This is a genomic window from Bradyrhizobium sp. BR 10289, assembly GCF_019455385.1.
Classification (GTDB): Bacteria; Pseudomonadota; Alphaproteobacteria; order Rhizobiales; family Xanthobacteraceae; genus Bradyrhizobium.
The window spans coordinates 148,091-173,585 of record NZ_JACOFR010000011.1 but is presented as its reverse complement, the minus strand read 5'-3'; the positions used below and the strand labels follow the sequence as shown (position 1 = coordinate 173,585).

The 25,495-nt window shown below is 65.8% G+C and carries 19 protein-coding genes; 10 read left to right on the top strand and 9 right to left on the bottom strand.

The genetic code is table 11. From position 1 onward, the window contains the following. Both HYH08_RS19985 and HYH08_RS19980 read right to left on the bottom strand, forming a co-directional pair. A complete protein-coding gene (locus tag HYH08_RS19985) occupies positions 1 to 1,797 on the bottom strand; it encodes a tetratricopeptide repeat protein (protein WP_220011518.1) in 1,797 nt (598 codons plus the stop codon). 296 nt (positions 1,798 to 2,093) lie between these two features. Beyond that, positions 2,094 to 3,755 (bottom strand): electron transfer flavoprotein-ubiquinone oxidoreductase, encoded by a 1,662-nt coding sequence (locus tag HYH08_RS19980; RefSeq protein ID WP_220011517.1) that lies wholly within the window; start codon positions 3,753 to 3,755, stop codon positions 2,094 to 2,096. A 136-nt stretch (positions 3,756 to 3,891) separates the two neighbouring features. Here HYH08_RS19980 and HYH08_RS19975 point away from each other — a divergent pair, with 136 nt between their 5' ends. Then, a complete protein-coding gene (locus tag HYH08_RS19975; RefSeq protein WP_220011516.1) occupies positions 3,892 to 4,698 on the top strand; it encodes a uracil-DNA glycosylase in 807 nt (268 codons plus the stop codon). 120 nt (positions 4,699 to 4,818) lie between these two features. On the opposite strand, the gene HYH08_RS19970 is transcribed toward HYH08_RS19975, so the two are convergent. The 3 genes from HYH08_RS19970 to HYH08_RS19960 form a co-directional block, all read right to left on the bottom strand. After that, positions 4,819 to 6,327, bottom strand: coding sequence for a glycosyltransferase family 39 protein (locus HYH08_RS19970; RefSeq protein ID WP_220011515.1), 1,509 nt, complete (start codon positions 6,325 to 6,327; stop codon positions 4,819 to 4,821). Between the two features lie 99 nt (positions 6,328 to 6,426). Further along, positions 6,427 to 7,212, bottom strand: coding sequence for a ribonuclease HII (gene rnhB / locus HYH08_RS19965; protein ID WP_220011514.1), 786 nt, complete (start codon positions 7,210 to 7,212; stop codon positions 6,427 to 6,429). Positions 7,213 to 7,281: 69 nt separating this feature from the next. Next, on the bottom strand, positions 7,282 to 8,448 hold the full coding sequence (locus HYH08_RS19960) for a PA0069 family radical SAM protein (protein ID WP_220011513.1): 1,167 nt from the start codon (positions 8,446 to 8,448) through the stop codon (positions 7,282 to 7,284). A gap of 212 nt (positions 8,449 to 8,660) precedes the next feature. On the opposite strand from HYH08_RS19960, the gene HYH08_RS19955 reads away from it, so the two are divergent. The 4 genes from HYH08_RS19955 (at position 8,661) to HYH08_RS19940 (ending at position 15,907) form a co-directional block, all read left to right on the top strand. Further along, a complete protein-coding gene (locus tag HYH08_RS19955) occupies positions 8,661 to 11,075 on the top strand; it encodes a phosphoketolase family protein (RefSeq protein ID WP_220011512.1) in 2,415 nt (804 codons plus the stop codon). An 8-nt stretch (positions 11,076 to 11,083) separates the two neighbouring features. Continuing rightward, the gene (locus HYH08_RS19950; protein ID WP_220011511.1) at positions 11,084 to 12,286 is read left to right on the top strand and encodes an acetate/propionate family kinase; all 1,203 of its coding nucleotides are present in this window, start codon (positions 11,084 to 11,086) and stop codon (positions 12,284 to 12,286) included. Positions 12,287 to 12,357: 71 nt separating this feature from the next. Next, on the top strand, positions 12,358 to 14,286 hold the full coding sequence (locus tag HYH08_RS19945) for a hypothetical protein (protein ID WP_220011510.1): 1,929 nt from the start codon (positions 12,358 to 12,360) through the stop codon (positions 14,284 to 14,286). Positions 14,287 to 14,296: 10 nt separating this feature from the next. Further along, complete coding sequence (locus HYH08_RS19940; RefSeq protein WP_220011509.1) at positions 14,297 to 15,907, top strand: PEP/pyruvate-binding domain-containing protein; 1,611 nt, start codon at positions 14,297 to 14,299, stop codon at positions 15,905 to 15,907. Here HYH08_RS19940 and HYH08_RS19935 read toward each other — a convergent pair. Then, a complete protein-coding gene (locus tag HYH08_RS19935; RefSeq protein WP_220011508.1) occupies positions 15,901 to 16,740 on the bottom strand; it encodes an RMD1 family protein in 840 nt (279 codons plus the stop codon). The two genes, HYH08_RS19940 and HYH08_RS19935, sit on opposite strands and share 7 nt — an antisense overlap. A 329-nt stretch (positions 16,741 to 17,069) precedes the next feature. Here HYH08_RS19935 and HYH08_RS19930 point away from each other — a divergent pair, with 329 nt between their 5' ends. Together HYH08_RS19930 and HYH08_RS19925 are read left to right on the top strand one after the other, a co-directional pair. Further along, positions 17,070 to 17,645 carry a glycosyltransferase family protein gene (locus tag HYH08_RS19930; protein WP_220011507.1) on the top strand — a complete coding sequence of 192 codons (576 nt, stop codon included), beginning with the start codon at positions 17,070 to 17,072 and terminating at the stop codon, positions 17,643 to 17,645. A gap of 64 nt (positions 17,646 to 17,709) precedes the next feature. Next, positions 17,710 to 18,639: a bifunctional helix-turn-helix transcriptional regulator/GNAT family N-acetyltransferase gene (locus HYH08_RS19925; protein ID WP_220011506.1), complete on the top strand. Its 930-nt coding sequence runs from the start codon at positions 17,710 to 17,712 to the stop codon at positions 18,637 to 18,639. A gap of 247 nt (positions 18,640 to 18,886) precedes the next feature. Here HYH08_RS19925 and moaB read toward each other — a convergent pair whose 3' ends face one another. Then, a complete protein-coding gene (moaB, locus tag HYH08_RS19920) occupies positions 18,887 to 19,450 on the bottom strand; it encodes a molybdenum cofactor biosynthesis protein B (protein ID WP_220011505.1) in 564 nt (187 codons plus the stop codon). 140 nt (positions 19,451 to 19,590) lie between these two features. Further along, positions 19,591 to 20,532, bottom strand: a complete 942-nt coding sequence (gene ypfJ, locus HYH08_RS19915) for a KPN_02809 family neutral zinc metallopeptidase (RefSeq protein ID WP_220011504.1) — start codon at positions 20,530 to 20,532, stop codon at positions 19,591 to 19,593. Between the two features lie 415 nt (positions 20,533 to 20,947). Here ypfJ and HYH08_RS19910 point away from each other — a divergent pair, with 415 nt between their 5' ends. The 3 genes from HYH08_RS19910 (at position 20,948) to HYH08_RS19900 (ending at position 23,393) form a co-directional block, all read left to right on the top strand. Beyond that, on the top strand, positions 20,948 to 22,075 hold the full coding sequence (locus tag HYH08_RS19910) for a site-specific DNA-methyltransferase (protein WP_283844154.1): 1,128 nt from the start codon (positions 20,948 to 20,950) through the stop codon (positions 22,073 to 22,075). Between the two features lie 184 nt (positions 22,076 to 22,259). Next, on the top strand, positions 22,260 to 22,586 hold the full coding sequence (locus HYH08_RS19905) for a hypothetical protein (RefSeq protein WP_220011502.1): 327 nt from the start codon (positions 22,260 to 22,262) through the stop codon (positions 22,584 to 22,586). 120 nt (positions 22,587 to 22,706) lie between these two features. After that, positions 22,707 to 23,393 (top strand): glutathione S-transferase family protein, encoded by a 687-nt coding sequence (locus HYH08_RS19900; protein ID WP_220011501.1) that lies wholly within the window; start codon positions 22,707 to 22,709, stop codon positions 23,391 to 23,393. A 52-nt stretch (positions 23,394 to 23,445) separates the two neighbouring features. Here the strand turns inward: HYH08_RS19900 and HYH08_RS19895 are convergent, their stop codons facing one another. Then, positions 23,446 to 25,455: a HAMP domain-containing methyl-accepting chemotaxis protein gene (locus tag HYH08_RS19895; protein ID WP_220011576.1), complete on the bottom strand. Its 2,010-nt coding sequence runs from the start codon at positions 25,453 to 25,455 to the stop codon at positions 23,446 to 23,448. Positions 25,456 to 25,495: the final 40 nt, after the last annotated feature.

Below are 25,495 nucleotides of genomic sequence, written 5' to 3'. Positions count from 1 at the left end.
CTAGCCGCCCTTGCCGTCGTCCTTCTTCTTTTCCGCCTGAGCGGCCGAAGAGTTCGAATTGTCCTCGGTCATGCCGTTGGCGATCTTGGCTTCGATCTTCGGAAGGTCATCCGGCTCGGGCTTGAGATCGCGCGCATGGGCCCACTGGAATTTGGCCTCCAGCGTGCGGCCGACGCGCCAATAGGCATCGCCAAGGTGATCGTTGATGGTGGGATCCTCGGGCTTGAGGTCGATCGCGCGCTCAAGGTTCTTCACCGCCTCCTCGTAGTTGCCGATGCGGTAATAGGCCCAGCCGAGGGAGTCGACGATGTAGCCGTCGTCGGGACGTTGCTCGACGGCGCGCTTGATCATCTTCATGCCTTCGTCGAGGTTCACGCCCTGGTCGATCCAGGAATAGCCGAGATAGTTGAGGACATGCGGCTGGTCGGGCTGCAGCTCGAGCGCCTTCTTCATGTCGGCCTCGGCCTTGCTCCACTCCTTGGAGCGCTCCTCGCAGATGCCGCGATAATAATACCAGACGCTGTTGGCCTTGTCGTTGCCTGCCGGCAGCACCTCGATGCCGCGCGAATAGGTCGCGCCACAATCGCCGAACTTCTTGCGGCCGCGCTCGATGTTGCCGAGCGCCATAATGGCTTCGAGATCCTTGGCATCCTCTGACGTGACGCCCTTGAGGATCTTGATCGCCTCGTCGGTGCGGTCGGCGGAATCGAGGTCAATCGCGAGCTGGATCTGCGCGTTGCGCTTGAGCGGCGAGGTCGCCGGCACGCGCTCATAGACCTTGATCGCCATCTGCGGACGCTTCACCGATTCATAGAGATCGGCGAGCGAGAGCAGCGCCAGCGGATGGCTCGGCTGCAGGTAGAGCGAGAGCTGGAGATAGACCAGCGCCAGGTCCTCGCCGCCGCGGCGGGTCAGCGTGGCGCCGATGCCGTAGAGCGCTTCGGCCGCACCGGCTTGTGCGGAGTCGACCAGCGGCGGCAGCTTCTTGCCGGCCTTGGTATCGCGCAGTCCTTCCGCGATCAGCGGATGACGGGCGAGCTTCTTGTCGAAGGCCTGATAGACGGTCGTCGCCGCCGCCGCATCCTTGTTGCGCGACAGCCAGCGCGCGTAGGCTTCGGTCACGCGCAGCATGGAATCGTCGAGCTTGTAGGCGCGCTCGAAGCGGGTGCCGGCATCCTTCTCCTTGCCGGAGAGCTCGAGGATCATGCCGGCATGGAGGTCCTTGAACAGCGGATACCATTCGGGACCGGCCAGCTTGTCGATGGTGGCGACACCGCCCTTGGCATCGCCGGCGCCATAGGCGGCCCAACCCGACAGCAGAGTGGCAACGAGATCGGTGATCGGACCGCGGATCGACTGGTTGATGTTGGTCTGCGCGGTCGCGTACTTCTTCATCTTGAGATCGTGCACGCCGACGACCAGGCGCGCGACGCGGTTGGTCTTGTCGATGGTGAGGATGCGCTCGGCGAGCTTGACCGCCTCCTCGATGTCACCGTCGGCGACCGACGAGATGAAGGCGCGGTCGAGCAGTTCGTTGTTCTTCGGGTCGCTGCGCAGCGCCGAGCGGTAGAACGCTGCGGCCGACGCGGCATCGCGCTCGACGCTGGCGTGGCGGGCGGCCAGATAGCTGCCGGACGTGGTGAGCGACTTCAGATCGTTCCGGGTCGGAAATTGCGCCGCCGTGTCGGACGGATGGTCCGGCGTCTGCGCCATGACCGCGCCGGGGACCGTCGCGATCGCAGTGCCCACGAGGGCGATGGCGGCAACAGTCCAGCGGTTGAAACGATTTGAGAACATCAGGGCTCGCCTTGAGTTGGTAGTGCCTGGGTTTGCAGCAGAAGGCCGTATCGCATGCGAACGCGGCCGGAGGCATCGGGACCCGGAACCGTCGGGCCGACAATGCCGCTTTTGGCGCTTCACCGCAAGGATTCGGGCCGGGCGATCCCCTCCGCACGCCCCAAATCGGCCAAGAGAGCCCAAGACGCTGCTAGTATGGCCTTATCGTGGCCGCGGCCGGTAGCCGCAGAGGGGGGCTCACGCGAACGTGCGCCAGATCACCTTTCGGACCTTGGCCGATTCCACCTAGCCCGCTCTTACATCGCCTCGTAGTTCGGACCGCCGCCGCCCTCCGGGGGAACCCAGGTGATGTTGCCGTTGGGGTCCTTCACGTCGCAGGTTTTGCAGTGGACGCAATTCTGGGCATTGATCTGGAAGCGCGGGCCCGAACCCTCCTCGATCCACTCGTAGACGCCGGCCGGGCAATAGCGATTCGAAGGGCCGGCAAACACGTCGTGCTCCGAGGTCTTCTGCAGGTTCATGTCCGTGACCTTGAGATGCACCGGCTGGTCCTCCTCATGATTGGTGTTGGACAGGAACACCGAGGACAGCTTGTCGAAGGAAATCTTTCCGTCCGGCTTCGGATAGTTCTTCGGGGTGTGCTGCTTCGCCGGATCGAGCGTGGCGCGGTCGGGTTTAGCATGCGGCTGGGTGCCGAACAGCGAGGTGCCGAACAGCGTGTTGCACCACATGTCGAAGCCGCCGAGCGCGACGCCGAGCACGGTGCCGAACTTCGACCACAGCGGCTTGACGTTGCGGACCAGGAACAAATCCTTGCCGACCGGCGAGGATCGCCAGGCGTTCTCGTAATCGACGATCTCGTCATTGGCGCGATCAGCCGCAATCGCCGCGGCGACGTGCTCGGCAGCCAGCATGCCGGTGCCCATCGCGTTGTGCACGCCCTTGATGCGGGGCACGTTGACGAAGCCGGCTGCGCAGCCGACCAGCGCGCCGCCGGGGAAGGTCAGCTTCGGCACCGATTGATAACCGCCCTCGGTGATGGCGCGTGCGCCATAGGCGAGCCGCTTGCCACCCTCGAACACGCCGCGGATCGATGGATGGGTCTTGAAGCGCTGGAATTCGTCGAACGGCGAGAGATAGGGATCATCGTAGTTCAGGTGCACGACGAAGCCGACCGCGACGAGATTGTCGTCATAATGATAGAGGAACGAGCCACCGCCGGTCTTCAGGTCGAGCGGCCAGCCGAATGAGTGCTGGATCAGGCCCTTCTGATGCTTGGCGGGATCGATCTGCCAGACTTCCTTGAGACCAATGCCGAACTTCGGCGGTTCGCTCTTGGCATCGAGCGCGAACTTGTTGATGAGCTGCTTGGTCAGGCTGCCGCGTGCGCCTTCGGCGAACAGCGTGTATTTGCCGAGCAATTCCATGCCACGGGTGAAGGAGTCCTTCGGCTTGCCGTCGCGGCCGATGCCCATGTCGCCGGTGGCGATGCCCTTGACCCTGCCCTCCTCGTCATAGAGCACTTCGGCCGCGGCGAAGCCCGGATAGATCTCGACGCCGAGCGCCTCCGCTTTCCGCGCCAGCCAGCGGCAGACATTGCCGAGCGAGCCGATATAGCAGTGATGATTGTCCATCAGCGGCGGCATCATGAAGCCCGGCAGCTTGATCGCCCCGCCCGCCGTCATCCAGTAGAAGCGGTCGTCCTTCACCTGGGTCTTCAACGGGCAGTCGGCATCTTCGCGCCAGTCGGGAATGAGCTTGTCGAGCCCGGCCGGGTCGATCACGGCACCCGAGAGAATATGCGCACCAACCTCGGAGCCCTTCTCCACCACGACCACGTTGAGATCGGCATTGAGCTGCTTCAGCCGGATCGCGGCCGACAGGCCCGAGGGACCGGCGCCAACGATGACGACGTCGAATTCCATGGATTCGCGCGGGGGAAGTTCTTCGGTGCTCATCTGATCTCAGCCCTTGAGACGGTCCTTGGTCGTTTGCGCCCTCTTGTTTCCGATTTTTCCGGGTAGGACAACCTCGGAATCGCGTTCCGCTGGGATGCAAGGCGGCTTAAGATGAACTAATAGTCTGACTTTCCAAATGATCCCCGAACCCGCACCCACCGTCCGAGAGCTACTCGCCTTCTATCTGGAGGCCGGCGTCGACTGCGCGGTCGCGGAGGAGCCGATAGACCGTCTGGCGGAAATGGATGCCCCGCCGCCGACCCCGCGCGCGGCGCCGCCGGTCGAGGCACCGCGGCCGGTCGCAGCGCCCGCGGTCATGCGCGGCGAGGCCGCGCCTGCGCCCGACGTCGCGATCGCCTCCGCGCGCGAGGCCGCGCGCACCGCGCCGACGCTGGAGGCGCTGCGCGAGCTCATGCAAAGTTTTGAGGGCTGCGCACTGAAACACACCGCGACGCGCCTCGTGTTCGCCGACGGCAATCCGCAGGCGCGCATCATGTTCGTCGGCGAGGCGCCGGGCCGCGACGAGGACATCGAGGGACTGCCCTTTGTCGGACGCAGCGGCAAGCTGCTCGACCTCATGATCGGCGCCATCGGCCTCAACCGCACCACCGCCTACATCGCCAACGTCATTCCATGGCGGCCGCCCGGCAACCGCACGCCGACGCCGCAGGAGACGCAAATCTGCCTGCCCTTCATCCAGCGCCAGATCGAGCTGGTGAATCCGGACGTCCTGGTGACGCTCGGCAATCCCTCGACGCAGACGCTGCTGTCGACACGCGAAGGCATCATGCGCACGCGCGGGCGCTGGTTCGACTACGAGACCGGCCAGCGCACCATTCGCGCGCTGCCGACATTCCATCCGGCCTATCTGCTCCGCTCGCCGTCCTACAAGCGGCTGGCCTGGCAGGATTTGCGGTCGATTGCGAAGGCGCTGGCGGGTTAGCAAGCTCTCGGAGGGTGGGCAAAGCGGAGCGTGCCTACCACCTCTATCGTGACAACGGATAGGTGACGTGGGCACGGCGCTTTGCGCCTTTGCCCACCCTACGATTTTCAGCGATTGTCGCTACGTCCCCTTCGGCCGCACGATCGCCCAGCCGATGCGCAAGAGTTGCTGACGGCCCGTCACCAGCCATTCGAAGGCGCGCGGTACTTCCGGCACGACGCCGGGGAAGCGCGCGAGAATCTCGGGCGGCGGGGTGCCGGCGGTATCGGCGGCACGCCAGACCACGACACCGCCGGTTTCACTGAACCTGGTCTGGTTCATCCACGGCGTCCGCGCAGGCTGAGCATCGATGAACAGATGCGGGCGGCCGGAATGCAGCGTGATCAAGCTCGCGAGCTGGGTCTCGCCGGCGACGGCGCGCAGGCGATGATTGGTGCGGCGGGCAAAGCTCTCGTCGAAGAAATCCGAGATCGCGCGCGCCGGCATCGAGGTCGCGATCTCGTTGGTGCCAGTCCAGGGCAGGAACAGCACGGCGAGCACGACACCGGCGGCCGGCGCCACGACGGCCGCGGCCCACACCGTCCGCAGCATGCGCGCGCGGCGCATTGCGATGAGATCGCCGGCCGCGACGATGACGGCAAGCCCGGACATCGCCAGAACGACACCAGGGCCGCCGACGACGGCATCGAGCCCGAGCACGCCGGAGATCAGGACCGCACCCAGCGCCGGTGCCAAGGCGAAGAAATAGACATAACTGCGCGCGAGCGGCTCGACCGGCGGGCGGTAGATGATCGGCGCGTCCTCACCTTTGGCGACGAACAGGCCGGTATTGAGAAAGGTCAGCGCCGGGATGGCCGCGGCGCCAAGCACGAGCCCGCCGAGCAGCCAGGCGGCGTGAATGGCGCGGGCATTCAGCTCGGCGACTTGCGGCAGGGTGGGCAGCACCAGCGTTTCGGCGCGCATCAGCCAGACCGCATAGGGCAGCGCCAGCACGGCGACGACGATCAGCGCGAACAGCGGGTCCAGCGCGCGCAGCGTGCGGCGGCCGCCGGCGGTCGAGATTGCGAAGACGACGATCAGCAGAAGCAGGAAGATCGCCGCGGGCGTCGTCAGCAGCAACAGGCCCGCCTCGATCGACCAGGCGAACCAGGCATTGCCGCGGCGCTGGCCGATGATCTGCCAGGAATGCAGCAGCAGCAGCGCCCAGAGCGGCCGCGCCAGCACCAGCAGGCCGAAATCGAGCGCCGGCGAGGAGAACGCCAGCACCGTCATGGTCAGCAGCACGGCGAGCACCGCCTGCTGCGAGCCGACCACGGCGCGCGAGAGATGATAGAGCGCGATGAAGGTCGCGATCTCGCAGAGCTCCGCCAGCACGTAGACGCCGAACATGTGGCCGCCCGCGGCGCGGTAGGCGATGTCGGCGAGCCAGACCGGCAGGGGCGGGCCGAGATCAGTCCCGACCTGGTACTCGCGGCCGAACGCCAGGAGGGTCGCGAGACCGCCGGGCGGGCTGCGGTAAAACACCAGCGCCACGAACAGCCACATCAAGGCCTGGAGCAGCACGGCGATCCACACGATCAGCCGCGGCCGGGCGCGAATGAGCTCGATGACCAGGGAGGTAAACCGCATGCAACGCCCGCAAGATGCAGCCAACCCGTCCAGCCGGCCCTATTCGCTCACGACTGTTTTGATAAAGGGCGCTGCGTGTCGTGGCAACGACCCTCTGATCTAGAGGCCCGCGGAAGCGTCGATTTCAACTGAGGTCTCCACCTGCACCTCGACCTCGGTGACCTCGAACAGGTCCCGCACGGGCTCGACCGTCCAGGGCATGTGCTTGGCCCGCGCCGCCGCGACGGGGGCGAAGAAGCTGCGGTGGTGGATCGTCGGGCCGAGGCGGCTCAGCGCGTCGAGATGCTCGGGGACGCCGTAGCCCTTGTGCTGCTCGAAGCCGTAGCCGGGGCAGTCCTGCGCCAGCGCGCACATCAGACGGTCGCGCGTCACCTTGGCGACGATCGAGGCGGCCGCGATTGACAGCACGATACCGTCGCCGCCGATCACGGCCTCGCAATCGCAGGCCGTGTCGAGCCGGTCGCGGCCGTCGACGAAGACGTGCTTGGGCTGCTCGGGCAGCGCCACCACGGCGCGCTTCAGCGCCCATAGCGAGGCACGCAGGATGTTGTCACGGTCGATACGTGCCGGCGAGGCGACGGCGACCGAGACCTGCGCGGTGGCACAGATCTTCTCGAACAGTCTTTCGCGCTCCTCCGCGGTCAGCCGCTTGGAATCGTCGATGCCACGCGGAATGCGGTCGGGATCGAGAATCACCGCCGCCGCCACCACGGGACCGGCGAGCGGCCCGCGGCCGGCCTCGTCGCAGCCGGCGATGGGCCAGATGCCGCGCTTGATCAGCGCACGCTCGCGGCGAAAGCTGGCCTTGGCAGGCGCGACTTTTTTCGCAGCGTCCTTCTCAGGCGCCTCTTTGGCAGGCTTGTTGGCGGACTTGTCCCGAATCATGGCGGGGATCGTGCGCAGCCCCTCGCGGTTGCGCAACCGGGAACCCTGGACGATCCCCGTTTTCCCTTGTCAAAACAAACTGAGCTGCTCGCCGTTCTGCTTCGGCCTTGCAAAATGATCCGTCGTCAGCTTGGAGCGGCGCTTGTTCAGGCCGAGCCTGTCGCAGGCGATCTCGAAGCGGCGGCCGATGGTCCAGGCCATCGGCCCGGTGCCCTTCATCCGCTCGCCCCATTTGGCGTCGTAGTCGCGGCCGCCGCGCATGTCGCGGATCAGCGTGAAGACGTGGCGGTAGCGGTCCGGATAATTGGCCATCAGCCATTCGCGGAAGAGGTCGCGCACCTCCAGCGGCAGCCGCAGCAAGACGTAGGAGGCCTCCTTGACGCCGGCATGGGCTGCGGCGTCGAGAATGCGCTCGATCTCGGAATCGTTCAGCGCGGGGATCACGGGCGCGACCATCACGGTGGTCGGGATACCGGCGTCCGAAAGCTGCTTCAGCGCCTCCAGCCGCTTCGGCGGCGTCGCCGCGCGCGGCTCCATGGTACGCGCGAGCTTGGGATCGAGCGAGGTCACCGAGATCGCGACCTTGGCGAGGTTGCGCTTGGCCATGCGGGCGAGGATGTCGATGTCACGCACCACCAGCGCCGATTTGGTGACGATGCCGACCGGGTGTCCCGCGCGCTCCAGCACCTCCAGAATGCCGCGCATGATTTTGCGCTGGCGCTCGATCGGCTGATAGGGATCGGTGTTGGTGCCGATCGCGATCATCCGCGGCTCGTAGCCGCTGGCGGCAAGCTCCTTCTCGAGCAGCACCGGCGCCTCGGGCTTCACGAACAGCTTCGACTCGAAGTCGAGCCCCGGCGACAGTCCGAGATAGGCATGTGTCGGGCGCGCGAAGCAGTAGACGCAGCCGTGCTCGCAGCCCCGATAGGGATTGATCGAGCGGTCGAAACCGATGTCAGGGGAATCGTTCCGGGTGATCACCTTGCGCGAGGTATCGACCGCGACCGTCGTCTTGAACGGCGGCAGGTCTTCCAGGCTCTGCCAACCGTCGTCGAATGCGACGCGCGCCTCGGACTCATAGCGGCCGCTGGCGTTCGACTGCGCACCGCGCCCTCGCCTGCGCTGGCGGTCGATGGCGACCGCCAGCTCTGGGAAATCAGAGCCCGCACCCGCCGGCTCGGAGGGCGCCTTGACCGGCGGGTGCTTGAGAGCATGAGAGGATGCTGCTGGACTCATGCAGCCAAGATAGCATGGCAAAGGAACAAATCAAGAACACAAACGCAAAACTCGAAAACAACCCCATGCACAGTAGAGCTGCCCAAACTTTGCGCCCCCGATCTTGACCTCACGCAACATCGCCAATGTCGCGATTTCGTTTGATGGCGCCGACGGATCGATCGCGCCGCCGCAGGGTTAGTGACGATCCCCCGGTGAAGGGTCGGAACAACATGACAAATCAACGACAATCGACCGCTCCGGCGGGCGACCTCGATCTGCTCGATCGCTACTGGCGCGCCGCGAACTACCTGTCCGTCGGGCAAATCTATCTGCTGGACAACCCGCTGCTGCGCGAGCCCCTGCGCCCCGAACACATCAAGCCGCGCCTGCTCGGCCATTGGGGCACGACGCCGGGGCTGAACTTCATCTACGCCCACCTCAACCGCGTCATCCGCGCGCTCGATGTCGGCGTGCTCTATGTCTGCGGTCCCGGCCATGGCGGCCCGGGCATGGTCGCCAACACCTATCTGGAAGGCAGCTACAGCGAGATCTATCCCGATATCGCGCGCGATGCGGATGGACTGCGAAAACTGTTCCGGCAGTTCTCCTTCCCCGGCGGCATTCCGAGCCATGCGGCGCCCGAGACGCCCGGCTCGATCCACGAGGGCGGCGAGCTCGGCTACGCGCTGGTACACGCCTATGGCGCCGCATTCGACAACCCCGACCTGGTCGTCGCCTGCGTCGTCGGCGACGGCGAGGCCGAGACCGGCCCGCTGGCTGCCTCCTGGCACTCCAACAAGTTCCTCAATCCCGCCCATGACGGCGCGGTGCTGCCGATCCTGCACCTCAACGGCTACAAGATCGCCAATCCGACCGTGCTGGGTCGGATGCGTGATGACGAAATCCGCGATCTGTTCCGAGGCCTCGGCCACGAGCCGCTGTTCGTCGTGGGCGACGAGCCCCGATTGATGCACCAGGCCATGGCGGACGCGCTCGATGTCGCCTTCGCCAGCATCCGCTCGATCCAGCAGCACGCCCGCGACGGACGCAAGACCACCGAGCGGCCGCGCTGGCCGATGATCGTGCTGCGCAGCCCGAAAGGCTGGACCGGCCCGAAGGAGGTCGACGGCAAGAAGGTGGAAGGTTTTTGGCGCGCGCATCAGGTTCCCGTGGCGAGTTGTCGCGAGAACCCGGCGCACTTGAAGATTCTCGAAGACTGGATGCGCAGCTACGAGCCGGAAGAGCTGTTCGACAAGAATGGCGCGCTCATTGCGGAGCTTCAGGCGCTGGCGCCCGAGGGTAACAGGCGCATGGGCGCCAATCCGCATGCCAATGGCGGCCTGCTCAAGAAGGAGCTGAAGCTGCCGGACTACCGCAGCTTTGCGGTCGAGGTGCCGCAGCCCGGCGGCGTGACCGGGGAAGCCACGCGCGAGCTCGGCAAATTCCTGCGCGATGTCATCCGCCTCAACGCCGAACAGCGCAATTTCCGCATCGTGGGTCCGGACGAAACCGCCTCAAACCGGCTCGATGCGGTGTTCGACGAGACCGAGCGGGTCTGGATGGAGCCGATCGAATCCTACGACGTGCATCTCGCTCAGGACGGCCGCGTGATGGAGGTCTTGAGCGAGCATCTCTGCCAGGGCTGGCTGGAGGGTTACCTGCTCACCGGCCGGCACGGCTTCTTCTCCTGCTACGAGGCCTTCATCCACATCGTCGATTCCATGTTCAACCAGCACGCCAAATGGCTGAAGGTGACGCGGCATCTGCCATGGCGGCGTCCGATCGCCTCGCTGAATTATCTGCTGACCTCGCATGTCTGGCGCCAGGACCATAACGGCTTCAGCCATCAGGACCCCGGCTTCGTCGATCTCGTCGCCAACAAGAAGGCCGACATCGTCCGCATCTATTTCCCGCCTGATGCCAACACGCTGCTGTGGATCGCCGATCACTGTCTGCGAACCTACAACCGCATCAACGTGATCGTCGCGGGCAAGCAGCCGGCGCCGCAATGGCTGTCGATGCAGGACGCCGCCACGCATTGCGATGCCGGCATCGGCATTTGGAGCTGGGCCGGCACCGAGGATACGAACGGCGAGCCTGACGTGGTGATGGCCTGTGCCGGTGATGTGCCGACACTGGAGACGCTCGCCGCCGTCGACCTGCTGCGCAAGGCGCTCCCTGACTTGAAGATCCGCGTCGTCAATGTCGTCGACTTGATGACGCTGCAACCGAGCGAACAGCACCCGCACGGCCTGTCGGACCGCGACTTCGACAGCCTGTTCACATCGGACAAGCCGGTGATCTTCGCCTATCACGGCTATCCCTATCTGATCCACCGCCTCACCTATAACCGCACCAACCACGCCGGCATGCATGTCAAAGGCTTTGCCGAGGAAGGCACCACGACGACGCCGTTCGACATGGTCGTGCTCAACGGGCTCGACCGCTATCATCTCGCGATCGAGGCCATCGAACGCGTGCCGGGGCTGGCGACCAAGGCCGCGCAAGTGAAGCAGCAGTTTCGCGACAAGCTGATCGAGCATTCGCGTTACGTGCGGGAGCACGGCGAGGACATGCCTGAAATCCAGCAATGGGTCTGGCAGAACAGTGCCGGGGGCAACACGCCGGCCGAGGCCGGCGATTGACGGCTGCCATGGCGGACGCCGTCCTCGTCCTCAATTCGGGCTCGTCGAGCATCAAGTTCGGCCTGTTCGACATCGCCGCGGCCTCGCCCGTGCTGCTCTGCAAGGGCCTGCTCGACGAGCACGAGAACAAGCCGCGGCTGGTGGTGAAAGGCCCGGCCGGCGAAGATTTGTTCGAGACGCAGAAAGAAGCGGCTGATGCGGACGGCGGTCATCTCTTCGCCGACGTGCTCGGCTTTGTCGAGGGCCATCTCGGCGCGGGCAACTTACGCGCCATCGGGCATCGCATCGTCCACGGCGGGCCGGACTACTCAGGTCCCGTTGCGCTCACTGACGAGGTCACCGCAAAACTGGAGGCGCTGACGCCGCTGGCGCCGCTGCACCAGCCGCGATGCCTCGCCCCGGTCCGCACGATCAGGGCGATCAAGCCCGAGCTGACGCAGATTGCCTGCTTCGACACCGCCTTCCACCACGGCATGACACCTCCGGCGAACCGTTTTGCCATCCCCCGACGCTTCGAGGCGCGCGGCATCAGACGCTACGGCTTTCACGGCCTCTCGTTCGAATATGTCGCCGGCCGTCTCGCCGCCATCGCGCCGGAGCTCGCGGCCAAGCGCACCGTCATCGCCCATCTCGGCAATGGTGCCAGCCTGTGCGCCTTGCGCGACGGCCGCAGCGTCGACACCACGATGGGACTGACGCCGCTCGACGGCCTCGTGATGGGCACGCGCAGCGGCACGATCGATCCAGGCGTACTGCTCTATCTGCAACAGCACGAGAAGATGAGCGTCGAAGAGGTCCAGCACCTGCTCTATCACGAATCGGGCCTGCTCGGCGTCTCCGGCATATCCGCCGACATGCGCACACTGCTTGCAAGCCATGAGAGTGGTGCGCGCGAAGCCGTCGATCTCTTCACCTTCCGGGCTGCGCAACAGGTCGCGATGATGGCGAACACGCTCGGCGGCCTCGACTGCCTGGTCTTCACCGGCGGCATCGGCGAACATGCCGCGGAGATTCGCAGCGCGATCGGCGAACGGCTCGCATGGCTCGGCGTGCGGATCGATGCGGCCGCGAATGACGAGGGGCGCGAGCGCATCAGCGCCGCGGACAGCCCCGTCGAGACGTTCGTCGTTCGCACCAACGAGGAGATCGCGATCGCGCGCCACTGCGCCGCGCTGCTGCGCGAACGCGGATCTCTTATGACGGATTCATGAATGATCTAGCGCAACCACCGCTCCGCCGCTTTGCGGCATGATGCCCGCATCACATGTCGTGCGGACAGACCATGAAAACCCAGATCATCGAAGAGCTCGGACAAGGCGACATCCTGTTGCCCGCGCTGGTGGCCGAAGGGCTCGCCGCCAATGACCGCATCAAGGTGCGGATGAGTGCGCTGCAGGAAGCGGCCCGTCATGCTCAGGAGCCTGGCCGGCCTGCGAGCGACCTTGGCGTCGAGAGTCAGACGGCCGGCATTGCCGCAGCCGGAATAACGGCCGTGATCGGCGGCGCCCGCCTGGTCGGGAAGGACCGGCTCGCGGCCCCCGATCTCGCAAGGCTGATGCAGGAGATTGCGGACGACGCCGCGACCATGATCCGCGCCGTCGGCGCCGGGGCTGCGAGCGAGGGCGACAAGGCGCAGGCGCGGCTCGATGCGATCCGATCCGCCGGCCTGCTCGATGCCGACGGCGAGATCGCGATGACCCGCATCGCACGCCTGACGGGCGTCGCCGAGACGGCCGGCGACAGCCTGCATCGCCTCGTGATGGATCTGCACAAGCAACTCAACAGGCTCGCCGCGAGCTGCTCCGAGGAAGCGCTCGACGGCGCCCATGTTTTCGGCCTGCACAGCGAGGACCGGAGCGCGGTCGCGGCCTTCATGAAAGGCCTGAACGCCACGCGCGGCCTCAAGTTCAATCATCCCGGCCTCGACACCACGGCGACGCGCGCCGGCGGACGGCTGCTGATCCAGAACGACATCGGCACCACCGACGCTCATGTCGTCGTGATCGCGGTGAAGAAGAACGCCGTCACCGTCACCTACACCGACGTGCACCTGGCGCGGGCGAAGTTCTTCATATCGCTGTTCGACCAATTCGACGCGACCTGGAGCGGCCTCGACCGTCACACCGCCGCAGGTCTCGGCGAAGACGATTCCTTCTATCTCGTCACCGGCCAGTTTCAATCCGCGCATGCCGCCGATCGCAACGAATTCCTCGCCGCCGCCGGCGCCGCGCTGGTCTTCCTGATCGACTGGAACAAGGCCCGCAAGCTGCTTCGGACCTGGGTCGCCAAAGATGACGCCGCCCGCATCCTGGAATGGGCGGCGCGCCAACGGATCGGCCATCGCGGCTTCCTCGAGCTTGGCGGCAACGATCTGTTGGGATCGGCGGTCCGCAACGCCGCGCCCTCGCGGATCGGCTTCGGCGAACGCCTCGACCAGGCGCTGGGCCGCACCGCCGCGATCGATTTCCTCAAAGCCGCGCTGCGCGCGTCCACCGAGGCGCTGCTTGCGGGCCGTTCGGTGAGGACGGTCCGCGACCAGATCGAAGCCGATCTGATACGGCACCTCGATCGCGTCGACGGAGCTCTGCTCGCGGCCGTCTTGCGCCAAATCGGCCTTGCCCACGATCTCGTCGCCGCGATTGCGCGCCATATCGCCGCGCTCAGAGCCGGTCAGGCCGCGGACGGCCCGCGGCTGGTGCAGCGCTGCGGCGCGATCGAGCAGAAGGCCGACCGTATCGCACTCGAAAGCCGCCAGGAGGTCGACCGGCTGAGTGCCCGTCCGCTGATCGGCCAATTGATCGACCGCGCCGAGGAGGCCGTCGACGAGCTCGAACAGGCCACCTTCATCGCCTCGCTGATGCCGGAGCGGTCGGACCCCTCCCTCCTCGCCGCGCTGGCCGAGCTTTGCTCGGTGGCGGCGACCGCGACCGAGGTCGCCGCCACCGGCGTTGCCGCGGCGATGGACGTGCCGGAAGGACGGCGTGCCGATTCCGAGGACGCGCTCTCCGCCGTGACACGCCTGATCGACGCTGAACACGCCGCCGACAAATGCGAGCGTGCGACGACCGCGCTGATCTTCCGCAGCGGCTTCGACATCGCGACGTCGCTGTCGGTAATCGAGCTTGCCCGCGCCATCGAACGGGCCACCGACCGCTTCGCCGCATTCGGCCATCTGCTCCGCCGTCACATCATGATCGATCTCGCAGCCTGAGGGAGTCTCCATGCATCTCGTGCGTATCGGCGCCGAGGCGACCGAATTACGGCCGGCCGAAGAGATCGGCGCCAAAGCCGCCAACCTCGCCCGCATGGCCGCGCTGGGGCTGCCGGTGCCACCCGCCTTCGTATTGCCGGTCAGGCTCTGTGCCGACATCATCGCCGGCCATGCCCATGCCAAACAGCATCTGCGCGAGGGCCTGAAAGAGGGCATCGCGTTCCTCGAGCGCGCGAGCGGAAAGCGCTTCGGCGACCGCAGGCAGCCGCTTCTGGTGTCCGTGCGGTCGGGTGCGGCGCGATCGATGCCGGGCATGCTCGACACCGTGCTCAACGTCGGCTGCACGTCCGGTGCAACGCACGGCCTGATCCGCGCCACCGGACGGCCGCGCCTTGCGTGGGATTGCCGGCGCCGCTTCCTGGAGAGCTTCGGCGAGACCGTGCTGGAGGTGGATTCGAGCGCATTCGCTGCATGCATCGCCGAACGGGTCGGCGCCGAGTGCGCCGGGAGCGATCGCGAGCTCGACAGCGAGGCGCTGGAGCGGCTCGCCGGCGACGAGCAGGCGCTGATCGAAGATCGCGCCGACGGCTGGCTCGAGGATCCGTTCGCACAGCTCGAAGCCGCGGCGGAGGCGGTCTACCGATCCTGGATGAGCGAGCGTGCGCGGGCCTATCGCAGCCTGCAGAATCTCGAGGCGCTCGCCGGCACCGCCGTCACGGTGCAGACCATGGTGTTCGGCAATGGCGGCCTTGCCTCCGGTGCCGGCGTGGCCTTCTCACGCGACCCCTCGACGGGCGCACCGCGCCCGATGATCGACCTCGTGCTCGACGCGCAGGGCGAGGACGTCGTGTCCGGTCGCCGTGCGCCCGATACGGCCGAGGCCATCGCGTGCGAATTGCCGACGATCGAGCACGAGCTTGGCGAGGTCCTGCGGCGGCTCGAGCGCGAATTCGCCGACGTGCAGGACGTCGAATTCACGGTCGAGAACGGCAAGCTCTGGATCCTTCAGACCCGGACGGCCAAGCGCACCCCGCGGGCAGCAGCCAGGATCGCGATCGATCTCGTGCACGAGGGGTTGATCGCGACGGACGAGGCCCTCACGCGCATTGCCCAGATCGACCTCGCCTCACTGACCGAGACGACATTGGTTGCTCCCGGCCAACCGGCGACGACCGGCATTGGCGCCTCCGGCGGCATCGGGGTCGGACGCGCGGCGTTCGATTCCGAAAGCGCGCAGCGGCTGTCGGCCACGGGCGAGCCGGTCATCCTGCTGCGCCCCGATACCAGCACGGCCGACGTCGCCGGCTTTGCGGTTGCAGCCGGCATCGTCACGGCGGTCGGTGCACGCACCTCGCATGCGGCCCTGGTCGCCCGTCAGATGGGCAAGCCCTGCGTGGTCGGCTGCCGCGACCTCAAGATCGATCCCGTCGCGAAACGGGCCCGGCTTGGCGACGCCGTGCTCGCCGAGGGCGAATGGGTCACGATCGAAGGAGACGCCGGAGCGCTCTATCTGGGACGCTGCGAGACGGCCGAGACGCGGCCGGACGCCGAACTCGCCGAGATCGCCAGGTGGCAGTCGCAAGATCACCGATCCAAGCGCCCGACTGTCGCGGTTCAATGAGTTCCCGACCATATCTGAAAACACCCGATCGCGACCTCGATCACGATCAGCACCACGACGGCGATCTCGAGGCGGAGCGAGCGCTGGGTGTCGATGATGTCGGTCAGCGCGTTGGCGGTCTCTGAAACGGCGGTGAGCTTGCGTTCGAGCGTATCGAGGCGCTCCTTCAATTCGTACTCGTCTTCGAGACGGGCATAGAGGCGGTCGAGCTCCGGCTTCTCCCAGAGCACATCGGGCTTCTCGGCGACGGCAACGCGGCCGGCGACACGCTGCTGCACCAACAGCGCATTGCCGATCAGCTGCAGAATGCTTTTGCGCCGGGGCGGCGTGCGGCCCTGCTCCGCGAGCGTGCGCGCAAAGGGCTCGATGACGTCGAACACCGCAGCAACGCGCCGTTCGTCGCGGGCGAGCGAGGTGCTCTTGGCGAGCGCGTCCGCGATCACCAGCAGCCGGTCGTCGGAGAATTTGGCGAGGCAGATCGGGCCGCCCGGCTGGATCGCCTCTGCGTTCTCGTCCTTGCAGAGCTGCGCCTGTGCGATCTCTTCCTCATACGGGCTGAGCTCGCCGGTCACGCGCGACTTCAGGCTGTCGATCAGCACCTTCTCCTCCGAAGGGAGGAGGCCGACCAGCACGACGACGCCGTAGCGGAAGATCACGACGAGGCCGGCATGAACGCGGAAGGCGGCGGGCGTCGAGGAGACCGGCGCGCCGAGCTCGAGCCCGGACGGATTGATGCGCTCGCCCAGCATCACGGCGCGGATCCGCAATGTTGGTGCAATGTCCGGCTTCGACGATGTTGCAGGACCACTAACGGCAAGTTGATCGACATTCATGAGACGCTCTCATCAGCATCGCGGATTGCAGGCTTTTCCTGTTTCCGCGGTCATTTCTCGCGCACCATGCGTTCGTGGGATTGCGATCTGCCTGCAGGGCGCGCAATATCGCAGCCAAACTCCGGATTAATACTGGGGCGGCGAGCCTGCGCCGAAATATTCGGCAACATTGCCACCCCGCAGGGGACATATTGGATGCGATGGCACTGGCAGTTTACCATCGAACACCGAAGCTCCGTCGGAAAGTTGCGCTCGGAAATGCCGCGTGTTTATGACAACATCATAACGGACTACGCTTCTCCCGAAGTGCGGACATCGAAGCCTCGATCATGCTGAGCGTTATCATACCGACCGAAGGCGTCGAACAGACGGCGGTCGCAACTCTGGCCGCGCTGGTGCCCGGCGCTGCTGCGGGCATCGTCAGGGAAGTGCTCCTTGTCGACGGCACCCGCAACGGCGTCATCGAACGCGTGGCCGACGTCGCCGGCTGCCGTTTCATCGGCTTTGAAGGCTCCTCGCAAGGCGCGGCGCTCGCCGCCGGTGCACTCCAGGCCCGTTCGCCCTGGCTGATGTTCCTGCCCGCAGGCGCGGTGCTGGAGACCGGCTGGATCGACGAGACCACCCAGTTCATCCAGAGCGTCGCCTCCAGCGGCCGGGATCGCGCCGCGGTGTTCCGCTACGCGCGCTCGCCCTATGCCGATACCGGATTCCGCGACGCCCTCTGGGCGGTGGTGCGCAAGCTGGTCGGCCCGCTCGGCGATCAGGGACTTTTGATCGCGCGTGATCATTACGACCGGATCGGCGGCTACCCGCCCCAGGCCCGTCGCTCCGAGGTGCGGCTGCTGCGCCGGCTCGGCCGCTCGTCCCGGACCATGCTGCGCAGCCGGATCGTCATGGTCGGCTGAGGCCATCCGATACTTGCCAAAGTCAAATAGTTGTTTGACAATGGCAAGTATATCGAGGTGAGCCATGTCGACCAACCGTCTCAACGACCAGATCGCAGCCGTTCGCGCCTTCAACCGCTTCTATACCCGCAAGCTCGGCGTGCTCGACCAGCATCTCGGCAAGAGCCCATTCTCGCTCAGCGAGGCGCGCGTGCTCTATGAGCTCGCGCATCACGACGAGCTCGCGGCCAAGGAGATCGGCAACGCGCTTGGCCTCGACCCCGGCTATCTCAGCCGTATCGTGCAAAGCTTCGACGAGAAGGGGCTGATCACGCGAAGGCCCCTGCCCGCGGATCGCCGGCAATACCAGCTCAGCCTTACCGCCAAGGGCCGCCAGACCTTCGCCAAGCTGAATCTCGGCTCGCAAAACGAGGTCGCCGCAATGCTGGCGCCGTTGTCGAGCGGCGACGCATCGCGCCTCACGCAGGCCATGGCGACCATCGAGGCCGTGCTGGAGCCAGGCCAAAGCCAGCCAGCTCCTGTCGTGCTGCGCAGCCATCGCGTCGGCGACATGGGCTGGGTCATCTCCAAGCAGGCTGCCGCCTATGCCGCGGACTACGGCTGGGACATCAGCTACGAGGCGCTGGTCGCCGAGATCTGCGCCCAGTTCATCAGGAACTACGACGCCACGCGCGAGCACTGCTGGATCGCGGAAGTGGGCGGCGAGCCTGTCGGCTCGGTGTTTCTGGTCAAGGCCACCGACGAGATCGCCAAGCTGCGGCTGTTGCAGGTGGAGAAGCACGCGCGGGGGCTCGGTGTCGGCCGCGCATTGGTCGAGCAATGCATCCAGGGCGCGCGCGAGCGCGGCTATAAAAGGATGACGCTGTGGACCCAGAGCATTCTGGTCGCCGCGCGCGGGATCTACAAGAGCGCCGGCTTCGAGCTGGTCGCGACCAAGCCGCATCACAGTTTTGGGCATGATCTCGTCGGCGAAACCTGGGAGCGGGATCTCTGACAATGCGGCAGCGGGCGGGCTGCGCATGACTGCGCCCTCGCCCCCTGTGGGAGAGGGCATCTCCGCTGGCGGACAAAAGCTCACCAGGGTGAGGGGTATGTCTCAGCGAGCACACCGTGCGGATAGGAATCGTAGGGTGGGCAAAGGCGCACTTGCGCCGTGCCCACGATCTCTCTCCGCAATCGACGGACCGTGGGCACGGCGCGCGAAGGGCGCGCCTTTGCCCACCCTACGAGACCGCCTGCAATCACACTGTCGCGCCCTGCGCCTTCGGCCGTCGCAGATGCTCGTCCAGCCGCGGCATGATCTCGACGAAATTGCACGGGCGCGTGCGGTAGTCGAGCTGCGCCGCCAAAATGCCGTCCCAGCCGTCGCGGCAGGCGCCGGGCGAGCCGGGCAGGCAGAAGATGTAGGTGGCGCCCGCGACGCCGGCGGTGGCGCGGCTCTGGATCGTCGACGTGCCGATCTTGGCGTGGCTCAGCATGTGGAAGGCGATGGAGAAACCATCCATGCGCTTCTCGAACAGCGGCTCGATCGCCTCGGGCGTCACGTCGCGCCCGGTAAAGCCGGTACCGCCGGTGGTGATGACGACGTCGATGCCGGCGTCGGCGATCCAGCGGCGGATGACGGTGCGAATGGCTTCGACATCGTCGGTGACGATCTCGCGTGCGGCCAGATGATGGCCCGCGGCGGTGAGGCGATCGGCGAGCGTCTGGCCGGACTTGTCGTCGGCGAGCGCGCGCGTGTCGGACACGGTGAGCACCGCGATGTTGAGCGGGATGAACTGTCTTGTTTCGTCGATCGAGGCCATTGCGCTGCACCTTCTCTCCCGCCCGCCGCCGTCATCCTGAGGTGCGCGCGCAAGCGCGCCTCGAAGGATGGGCCGCGGGCTCCGTCATCCTTCGAGGCCCGCCGAAGAGGCGGGCACCTCAGGATGACGCCACAACCAATTTAAAGCGCCCCGCTGCCAAACGTATTGCAGGCCTGCACGGTGCCCTGCTGGTAGCCGGTCATGAACCATTGCTTGCGCTGCGCGGCGGAGCCGTGCGTAAACGAATCCGGCACGACGCGGCCCGTGGCCTGGCGTTGCAGCGTGTCGTCGCCGATCGCGCTCGCCGTGGTCAGCGCGGCGTCGATGTCGCCGGGCTCGAGGAAGTTCGGGCGCTTCTTCGCCTCGCGATTGACCCAGACGCCGGACAGGCAGTCGGCCTGCAACTCCACCTTGACCTGGAGCGCGTTGGCCTCGGCCTTGCTGCCGGCCTGCTGCTGAAGGCGTGTCACGCGCGGGATGATGCCGAGCAGATTCTGGATGTGATGGCCGGCCTCATGCGCGATGATGTAGGCGGTGGTGAAGTTGCAGGCGGACTTGCCGGAGCAGCCGCGAAAGCGCGTCTCGACTTCGCGGAAGAAACCGGTGTCGAGGAAGATCGTCCGGTCGGGCGGACAGTAGAACGGCCCCATCGCCGACTCGGCCCGGCCGCAGCGGCCGCCATTGGTGACGTTGCGGAACAGCACGACCTTCGGACCGGTAAAGGACTGGCCCGAAGCCTGGAAGATTTCGCTCCAGCGATCGTCGATCTCGCCGAGGATGCCGGAGATCATGCTGCCCATCTCGTCGGTCGGCGCGCCGCGCTTGGCCTGGGACGACGGGCGATCGCTCTGGTAGCTCGGCGCCTGGCCGCCGCCGGTGAGGATCTCGGCGCCGCCGATCAGGATGCGCGGATCGATGCCGAAGGCGTAGCCGATCAGGCCGAGCACGATGATGGTGCCGATGCCGAGCCCGCCGCCGCCCATGGGCAGACCGAACCCGCCGCCTCCGCCGCCGAACCCGCCGCCACCTTCGTCGCGACGATCCTCGATGTCGTCGCTGCGGCGGAAATCATCGTAGCGCATGGCGGGTTTTCCTTAAGGTCCTCGATTGGCGTCATTTGGACGCATAGGCACGAAGGCTCAACGCGCCACACACGTAAAATTTCCGTTGCCTTTATCAATATCGTGCTCGGCAAAAATTGCCTAGTGCGACAGCATGCGACCGCCAGCAATTTTTTCCGAGGGCCGAGCAATTTTTTCCGAGAGAAATTTGGACTCTTTTTGACGCCCGCGCCGCTCCCGCAACGCGAAGACACGCGAAATAGACTGCAAAACAAGACGAATGCGAAGTGCGAGCCGCGAACCACGCGCGATCAACGATCTGCACACGAAAGCGGCGGGTTAAGTCGATTTTTACTTTGCCGCTTCAATGTAACGGTCAGTCGGTTGTTTGGTCCCGCGTCGCCGACAGCGTCGCCTGAGTCAGAGTTCTTGAGTCATGGTAGAGTCGCGTCGCGGGGCGTCTGCAAGGGCGCCCCGCACAAATTTTGAGTCTCCGTCGCATCGCATCATTCTCGGTGATTGCGTCGCCGAGATGTCGAAGCTTCAGGCAGGTAGCGTCGATCTGGTGTTCGCAGATCCGCCCTACAATCTCCAGCTCAAGGGCGATCTCAAGCGCCCCGACGAGTCCCACGTTGACGCCGTCAACGACGATTGGGACAAGTTCGATTCATTCTCCGCCTATGACGATTTCACCCGCGCCTGGCTGCTTGCGGCCCGCCGCGCGATGAAGCCGTCGGCGACGATCTGGGTGATCGGCTCCTATCACAACATCTTCCGCGTCGGCGCGATCATGCAGGACCTCGGCTTCTGGCTCCTGAACGACATCGTGTGGCGCAAGACCAACCCGATGCCGAATTTCCGCGGCCGCCGCTTCACCAACGCGCACGAAACGATGATCTGGGCCGCGCGCGACGAAAAAGCCAAGGGCTACACCTTCAACTACGAGGCGCTGAAGGCCGCCAACGAGGACGTGCAGGCACGCTCCGACTGGCTGATCCCGCTGTGCACCGGCGAGGAGCGCCTCAAGGGCGCCGACGGCAAGAAAGTGCATCCGACACAGAAGCCGGAAGGCCTGCTCGCGCGCGTGCTGCTGTCGTCCTCGAAGCCCGGCGATCTCGTGATCGATCCCTTCAACGGCACCGGCACCACCGGCGCCGTCGCCAAGCGCCTCGGCCGCTCCTATATCGGCTTCGAGCGCGACAAGACCTATGCCAAGGCCGCAGAGCAGCGCATCGCCGCGGTCGAGCCGCTGCCGGAAGCGAGCCTCGCCCCTTTCATGACTGCGCGCGAAGCCCCGCGCGTGGCGTTCTCCGAGCTGATTGAGCGCGGCATGATCATGCCCGGCACGAAGCTGTTCGACGCCAAGAAGAAACTAGGTGCGCTGGTGCGTGCCGACGGCGCCATCATGTTCGGCGACAAGGTCGGCTCGATCCATCGCATCGGCGCAGTGGCGCAGGGCGCCCAGGCCTGCAACGGCTGGACCTTCTGGCACGTCGAGACCAAGAAGGGTCTCAAGCTGATCGACGAGCTGCGCGCGGAGATCCGCGCGGGGATGGCGGAGTAGCCAGCTCTCTACCGTCATTCCGGGGCTCGCGAAGCGAGAACCCGGAATCCATCCGACCTCATCACACGCCGCCCAATGGATTCCGGGCTCGCGCTTCGCGCGCCCCGGAATGACAGCGGTGGTTGAAAGCCGCCGTAACCGGGACTAGACTCGACCGACAGCCCCGTCTGACCGGTTGGCTCCCATGCGACGACAGTCCGAGACATTGCTGCTGGTGCCGTTGCTGCCGATCTTCCTGATCGGCATGTTTCCGATGTTCTTGATCGCCCTGCTCGGCTTCTTCGGGCTCGCGCTGTTCGGCGTGCTGGTCGTCTGCGTCGGGCTCGCCAGCAGCAACGAGGCGCACGACAGTTTCAATCACGATGTCGTCGTGCACGGCTATGCGCGCGGATCGGAGCGCAAGGCGCGGGCCTCCGACATGCATCTGGCCAGCCGGCTCGGGCTGCGCCTCGAAGCCGTCGGCGCGGCGATGGTCGTTACGGCGGCGATCGGCCTTTGTTACGCCGGCTGATCTGCGCCTCGCGCAGACACCGCCCGGCAAACTCGCCGGTTGCCCTCCCCGGCCATGTTCGGGCACACAAAGCCGCGACGCTGCATTCATTCTCTAAAACGAGACATGGGGAGGACAAACATGCTCAAATTCTATTTCAACGGATCGCCGAACCCGACCAAGGTCGCGCTCTATCTGGAAGAGGCAGGCCTGTCCTACGAGCCGGTCAAGATCGACACCCGCAAGGGCGAGCAGTTCACGCCGGATTATCTCAAGGTCAATCCGAACGGCAAGGTGCCGGCGATCGACGACGACGGCACCATCGTGTTCGACTCGAACGCCATCCTGCTCTATCTCGCCGAGAAGACCGGCAAGTTTCTGCCGGCTGCAAGCGTGCGCGGCGAGGCGCTGTCATGGCTGATGTTCATCGCCACCGGCGTCGGGCCGTATTCCGGCCAGGCCGTGCACTTCAAGCATTTCGCGCCGAAGGACCAGAACCACGACTACGCCCATAACCGCTACCAGTACGAGACCGACCGCCACTACAAGATTCTCGACGCTCACCTGGCCGGCCGCAAATACATGGTCGGCGATGCCTATTCGATCCTCGACATGGCGCTGTGGGGCTGGGCGCGGATGGTGCCGTTCAAGCTTGGCGACGACGCCTTTGCGCGCTACCCGAACGTGAAGCGGCTGGTGGACGAGATCTCGGCGCGGCCGGCCGCGGCGCGCGCGATCGCGTTGAAGGACAAGTTCACCTTCAAGGCCGAGATGGACGACGAGGCGCGCAGCAACATGTTCAAGCACATGACGACCAAGGTCGCCTGATCGCACCACGTCGCGATGGAAAGGCCACGCGCATGCGCGTGGCCTTTTGCTTTCAGGCGGCGTGGACCGAGCTGAGGAACTTTGCGACTTCCTGCTTCAGCCGGTTGCTGTCCGACGACAGCGAGCGCGCCGCCGACAGCACCTGCGAGGAGGCCGAACCGGTCTCGGACGCCCCGCGTTGCACATCGCCGATATTGGTCGAGACGCGCCGGGTGCCGTGCGCGGCCTGCTGGACGTTGCGGGAGATCTCCTGCGTCGCCGCGCCCTGCTCTTCCACGGCCGCGGCCACCGCCGACGAGATCTCCGACAGCCGCTCGATGGTGCCGCTGATCTCCCGGATGGAGCCGACCGACTGCTCGGTGGCGGCCTGGATGCTCGAAATCTGCTGGCCGATCTCGCCGGTGGCCTTCGCGGTCTGCTCGGCCAGCGCCTTCACCTCGGAGGCGACCACGGCGAAGCCGCGGCCGGCCTCGCCCGCGCGCGCCGCCTCGATGGTGGCATTCAGCGCGAGCAGATTGGTCTGGCCCGCGATGGTGTTGATCAGCTCGACCACGTCGCCAATGCGGGCGGCTGCCTTGGAGAGTTCGCCGACCTGTTGGTTGGTCCGGCTGGCCTGCCCCACGGCCTCGCTGGCGATGCGGGCGGATTCCTGCACCTGGCGCGCGATCTCGCTGACCGAGGAGGACAGCTCCTCGGTGGCGGAGGCGACCGCCTGCACGTTGGCTGAAGCCTCCTGCGAGGCGGAAGCGACCTCGCTCGACAGATCCTGGGCGCGCGTTGCCGTGGTCGTCAGGGTGCCGGCGGAGGCTTCGAGCTCGTTCGATGCCGACGACACCGTGTTGACGATTTCGCCGACTGCACGCTCGAACTGGCTGGCCAAATTCCGCATGTCCGCCTTGCGGGTCTCGGCCTGGCGCGCCTCGACCTCGACCTGTTCGTGGCGCAGGCGCTCGGTCTCGACCATGCTCTCCTTGAACACCTGAATCGCTTTCGCCATATCGCCGATCTCGTCGCTGTTACCACGGCCGGGAATCTCGACCTTGAGATCGCCGCTGGCGAGCTGCCCCATCGCGCGGGTCATGGTGGTCAGGGGGCCCGCAATGCTGCGGCCTATCAGGAAGGCGACGATCACGCCGAACAGGACAGCGAGGCCGCCGGCGGCCTCCTGAATAAAAGTCGTGCTGGCAATGACGCCATCGGCGGCCGCGCGCGATTTCTGGTAGTCGGCCTTCAATCCGGTCTCGGCGACCTTGAGCCTGTCGACGCTTTCGGTGATCACCGGAGCGATGTCGTTGCGATAGATTTCATCAGCCTTGAGGATTGCAGCGGAGGCCGTCTCGAAGGCCGCCTGGTAGGCCGCAAGCGATTTCTTGATCGGCCCGAACGCTGCCTTGACCTCGTCGGGCAAACCGGCCCCCTCCAGCGACTTGAGCGCTTGCTGCGCCCGATCGACGTTGGTCCTGAAGGTCGCCGGCCCCTTGGCGTCCCGGAGGGCCAGGAAGCGCCAGTTCGCCACGCGAACCAGCAGGACCTTCGATTCAAGATCGGCGACGGGGGCGGTCACGCTGGTATCTTCGGTTGCGCGCGCGGCCTCGACCAGCTTGCCGGTATTGGCGGTCAGTTCATCACCGCCGGTGAGCAGAACGGCCTTGCCCTTTGTCGTCTCGTTGACCGCGGCGCCCATGCGCTCGCGCATCGACTTCATCTTGTCGACGTCACTGATGAGCCCGTTGTAGATCTTGAGCCGCTCGTCCGAGATCGTCGACTTGGCCGCGGCCTTCAACAGCTCGATCGTTGCCGCCTCGCGCTCGGCGGCTTCCTTGAAGGCGGGCTCGTCGGCATCGTAGATATAGCGCAGATTGGCGCGCCGGAGTGCCTGGAGGTTGATCGAGATCTCCTGGACGCGGGCCGTGTTGTCCGAAAGCGTGGACAGCCGCATCATCTGGGCCTGAACCGACCACAAATTCCAGACCGCGACCGCGGCCATGATCAAACCGACGGCCACAAGAAGTGAAAAGCCGGCGTAGAGACGCCCCCGAATTCTCAAACGCAAGCTCGGCATCTTCATCGTCCATCCATGATGAGTGAGATGGAGCAACCGA